We start from the raw sequence: 4,231 nt of genomic DNA, 5'->3' as shown, positions 1-4,231 counted from the left end.
CCGTTTTTTAGGGAAGATTACAGAGTTAATAACCTTTAATAAAATTATTTCTCTCTTTACTAATTTAATTTTAAGAAAATAGGAATTATAAGAAACACTTGAATAAATTATTATGATTATTAATAACACTACTGAAAATAAGAAAACTAAATTAGAAATTCATTATTATTTTTCGGATGGATCACATAGTATTGATGCTGAAGTATATCTTTCTAACTTAAAAAATGTATTAGATATTATTAAGACAATATCAAGTACTTTTAAAATAATACATAAAATTGAAATAGAACCTGCAAAAGAAGGAGGATTTGAAACTTATATCACTGTTATTGAAGAATCTCTTAAAGCATTTCCATATTTATCTGAAACTTTAACAGGATGTGCAAGTTTTTTATTAGCTAATCCTGCAAAAAAATTATTTGATAATTTTTTCAAAACTAAAATTGAGAAAGAGAGTGATCAAATTGATTTTGAAATAAAAAAATTAGAACTAGAAGAGAAAAATATTGACGTAGAAAATAAAAAACTAGAATTAGAAAAAAGAAAAGAAGATTTACTATTAAACACAAAAAAGATTGAAGAAAAGTCAAATAATTTACAAGATAATTTAAAAATTATTACCTCAAGATCAAACTTTTACAAGGAAGTAAACAAAATCAAAAAAGTTAAAAAAATAGGTTTTAATAATTTTATTAATAATGAATCAAACAATGAAGAACAAATAGTTAAAAAAGAGTTATTCAAAAACTTTATTGTAGATACACCGGAATTAAATTCTATAATAGATAAACAAGCTGAGATCGAAATTATTTCTCCTGTGTTAGATAAGGATAAACCTTATAAATGGAAAGGAAAGCTTAATGGAGAAGATATTACAATTAATATGAAATCAAATATTTTTAAATCAGAAGTTCAGTCTGGAAGAATCAAATTTAAGAAAGGGTCAAAATTCATATGTAACTTAGAAATTAAACGTAAGTACGATGCTAATGGTAATATCAAAGTTACTTCATATGACTTATTAAATGTATGGAAATATATTTCTGGAAAAAAGGAAGTAATAATAGAAGATTTATAAATTATAAACTATTATAATTTGCTTTGAAATACTGTAGAAATGGATATAACATATGAGTTTTTAATTGAAATAGGAAATCAAATTTCATATCTTAGAGAAAAAAAAATCAAACTTTAGATTATTTAGAATACTTAAGCGGAATTGATTCAAGCGATATTAATAAGTATGAAAAAGGAAACTTAACTATACGTAATTTAATCCGAATAGCTAAAGCTTTAAATGTTCATCCCAAAATTCTTTTAGATTTTGATTTTAATAAATATAATAATGAATCAAATCGTTGAAGAAATGGTAAAACTAAGAACAAAATTGTAATAAGATTATGCAACTGCAACAAAAGACATTAGAGAAATTAAGAAATTTAATCAACGAGGAAACTGAATATCGCTCAGGACCTAAACTTGTTGAATTCTTTAATAGTTTAGGAGAAAACGATAGTTACAACAGAGATGAAGGTTTTCCTTCAAGATGGATTTATACAGACGCAAAACTATCTAAAATTAACGGAACACCAGAGTTAGATAAATGTATTCGAAAACTTTTTGCACCAGTCAATTTTATTGGAAGGTTTGGAGAATTGGACAAGTCAATTGCAGACTTCAATCAATATCTAGCTTTTGACGGTTGGCAGGTTCTTAGAAAGGAAACTGAGATAACATTTGCCAAAGCTGGCAAAATAATATTTGAAGAAAAGGTTGACGTAAAAGAAGATGATTTTTGCAAAAAGAGTTTAGCAATATTTCTTTAGACAAATTGGGACTTGACAACATCATCACAGAAACGTTGAATATCAGATTTAACGAAATAAAGAAATGTTTAAATGTAAAAGCACCAATGTCTGTGATTTTCCTTTCAGGAAGTTCACTTGAAGGAATACTCTTAGGAATTGCATCAAAATATCCGAAAGAATTTAATCAATCGAAAACTTCACCTAAAGATCAAAGCGGGAAAGTAAAGCCATATCACGAATGGACACTAAACAATTTTATTGACACAGCACATGACATTGGCATTTTAAAAGAAGATGTAAAGAAATTCAGTCATTCCTTGCGAGACTTTAGAAATTATATTCATCCTTACGAACAAGTTAATTCAAGATTTAATCCTGACGAACATACAGCAAGAATTTGTTGGCAAGTTTTGAAAGCTGCAATCTATCAATTAACAAACAACAAACCTCAATAATAAGCTAAAAAATCAATTACTTAATAAATAGAAAACTAAAGCTCAATATAGTTTTACAAACACTAAAGAACGAACACCAGCTGATAACAACCTTAACTGTTGCACATCTTGATATTTTGGATACAAGTAAAATATATAACCTCTTTTAAAAACGATTTTAGTGAGGTAGTTTATTTTTTCACAACAAGGTATACCTCTTATTTTATCGTCTATTTTTTTGAAGGACAAAATAGCCTATTTCTTCGGGGTTTGTTCGAGTATCCTTCGACAATGGTTCGAGAAAAAGTATGTTTTATCGAACAACGGTCGAAGGATTATCGAAGAAGATAAGTAAAAACACAACTTTATTTAGATGTTATTTTTTGCGTTAAACGATATAATTTGATGTTATTTTATAAAATAACAAAAGGCAAACTAACGTTTGCCTTTTACTTTATTGTGAATTTTTATTTGTAATTAATGTATTATGAAATAACAACACTTTTTATACACTACCCATTTTTAAATAATATCCTTGATTCTATCTTTTTAAAACTTCTATCATTTCTCCATTTGTATTAATTTTAGAATTTATTTTTAAAATATTATTTTTCTTTTTTATTAAAAAAAAATTCGCTCCTTTTACTTTATAAAGAGTATCACCTTTTTCAATAGAATCACTTACGTTAGAAAACCATCTGCCATCCTCAAACGTATCAATTTTATTTGTATCGGGATTTTTTCCGATAATTGTGAAAAAAGCTGATTTAATTCTATCTTCTTTATAACTTTTATTCGAAATAATGTTTACTGAATAATCTAATTCGTATTGTTCTTGTCCATTGGTAAAATCAATTTTACATGAATTAAGAAAAAAAAATAGAGTAAAAATAATAAGGTTTCTCATAATCAAAGTTTAATTATATACTTTACCTGTTATTATAGAAAATGTGTAAGATTTAGATACAGAGGCTCCTGCTCCAATACCTAAAAATTTACCGTCTCCTAATGTTAATGTGTTACTTATAGTTCCTTTATTATCTATACCACCTTTTTCATTTAAACTGTGACCAATAGTGTATCCCATAATTGAGCCATCAATAGTTGCAGAAGCAGAAGTACCAGCTATATTTTTAAGCATATCTCTTTCTATATTATTTTCTCTTCGATCATGAAACCCTACATTTAAACCAGGAACGCCTATTCCAGGTGTTGTCCCAACTCCCATTCCAGAATTAAAATATAATCCTATATCGCCAGGAGCAAAAATAACTCCAGCTTCAAATGTATAACTAGTCCCTTTATTCCCAGTAATAGTTATTCCTGTTCCCATAGTAACAGCGTCAGGATTATACGGACTATAATCAGGATTATAACTTTTGTCATATGCTCTTAAAGCTGAAGCTGTAAAGCCTTCAGTTTTTGCCGATACTACCGCTGTTTCTAGACTTATTTCTCCAGAGTCATAAAAACCTTCAAACTCCCCGTTAACATAACGACTATGTAATTGATTTTGTTCATTATATACGTACTTTCCTGTTTCATCTTCCCAATCGCTTGCCCATCCTGTTGGCGGTTCCGCCATCATCCCATCAGGATCTATAAAGAATACAGGATTATTAAAAGCGTAGTTGTAAGACGAGTGACGTCTCATTTTCTCCGCCAACGGATCTATATTCATCCAACGTCCAATCGCAGGTTCGTAATTACGCGCTCCGTAATCGTATAAATTTAAGCTTAATTCCTCTTGCAGTTCAGCACTTCGTGCGCTATGTTCGTCAAAAGTTTACTCAAAACTTTTTTCTCCATAATCATTGTATTTGTACTTATAGTTAGCATTTGCAAGATTGGTATTGTTGTATCCACTATGTTTTAACCCAAATGGATAATAATTGTTTTCTTCTAAAACAAACTCAAAGAACTTATGTCGATAAATTTAAAAAATTATACGTTAAAAATCTAGCTACTTTATAAAATAACAAAAGGCAA

At 28.1% G+C, this 4,231-nt stretch carries 6 protein-coding genes; 4 read left to right on the top strand and 2 right to left on the bottom strand.

Annotated elements, in window-relative coordinates; genetic code table 11:
- Positions 1 to 112: 112 nt before the first annotated feature.
- From B4L98_RS08015 to B4L98_RS08005, 4 genes are all read left to right on the top strand, one after another.
- A complete protein-coding gene (locus B4L98_RS08015; RefSeq protein ID WP_286496293.1) occupies positions 113 to 1,078 on the top strand; it encodes a hypothetical protein in 966 nt (321 codons plus the stop codon).
- Positions 1,079 to 1,218: 140 nt separating this feature from the next.
- Positions 1,219 to 1,362 (top strand): helix-turn-helix transcriptional regulator, encoded by a 144-nt coding sequence (locus B4L98_RS14700; protein WP_353655966.1) that lies wholly within the window; start codon positions 1,219 to 1,221, stop codon positions 1,360 to 1,362.
- Positions 1,363 to 1,400: 38 nt separating this feature from the next.
- Positions 1,401 to 1,826 (top strand): hypothetical protein, encoded by a 426-nt coding sequence (locus tag B4L98_RS08010; protein ID WP_291077947.1) that lies wholly within the window; start codon positions 1,401 to 1,403, stop codon positions 1,824 to 1,826.
- A complete protein-coding gene (locus B4L98_RS08005; protein WP_291077945.1) occupies positions 1,796 to 2,263 on the top strand; it encodes a hypothetical protein in 468 nt (155 codons plus the stop codon). The genes B4L98_RS08010 and B4L98_RS08005 overlap by 31 nt, the downstream gene beginning before the upstream one ends.
- A gap of 520 nt (positions 2,264 to 2,783) precedes the next feature.
- Here the strand turns inward: B4L98_RS08005 and B4L98_RS08000 are convergent.
- Together B4L98_RS08000 and B4L98_RS14695 are read right to left on the bottom strand one after the other, a co-directional pair.
- A complete protein-coding gene (locus tag B4L98_RS08000) occupies positions 2,784 to 3,149 on the bottom strand; it encodes a hypothetical protein (protein ID WP_280052132.1) in 366 nt (121 codons plus the stop codon).
- Between the two features lie 9 nt (positions 3,150 to 3,158).
- Complete coding sequence (locus B4L98_RS14695; protein ID WP_312067310.1) at positions 3,159 to 3,995, bottom strand: RHS repeat-associated core domain-containing protein; 837 nt, start codon at positions 3,993 to 3,995, stop codon at positions 3,159 to 3,161.
- Between the last annotated feature and the right edge of the window lie 236 nt (positions 3,996 to 4,231).

This window comes from Empedobacter sp. UBA5528 (assembly GCF_002426075.1).
In the GTDB taxonomy this organism is placed as follows: domain Bacteria; phylum Bacteroidota; class Bacteroidia; order Flavobacteriales; family Weeksellaceae; genus Empedobacter; species Empedobacter falsenii_B.
This window is presented reverse-complemented; position numbering and strand designations above follow the sequence as displayed.

Bases quoted from the DNA above. Each gene is read 5' to 3' on its own strand.
- B4L98_RS08015 (WP_286496293.1), top strand. From the start codon at position 113: ATGATTATTAATAACACTACTGAAAATAAGAAAACTAAATTAGAAATT.
- B4L98_RS08010 (WP_291077947.1), top strand. From the start codon at position 1,401: ATGCAACTGCAACAAAAGACATTAGAGAAATTAAGAAATTTAATCAAC.
- B4L98_RS08000 (WP_280052132.1), bottom strand. From the start codon at position 3,149: ATGAGAAACCTTATTATTTTTACTCTATTTTTTTTTCTTAATTCATGT.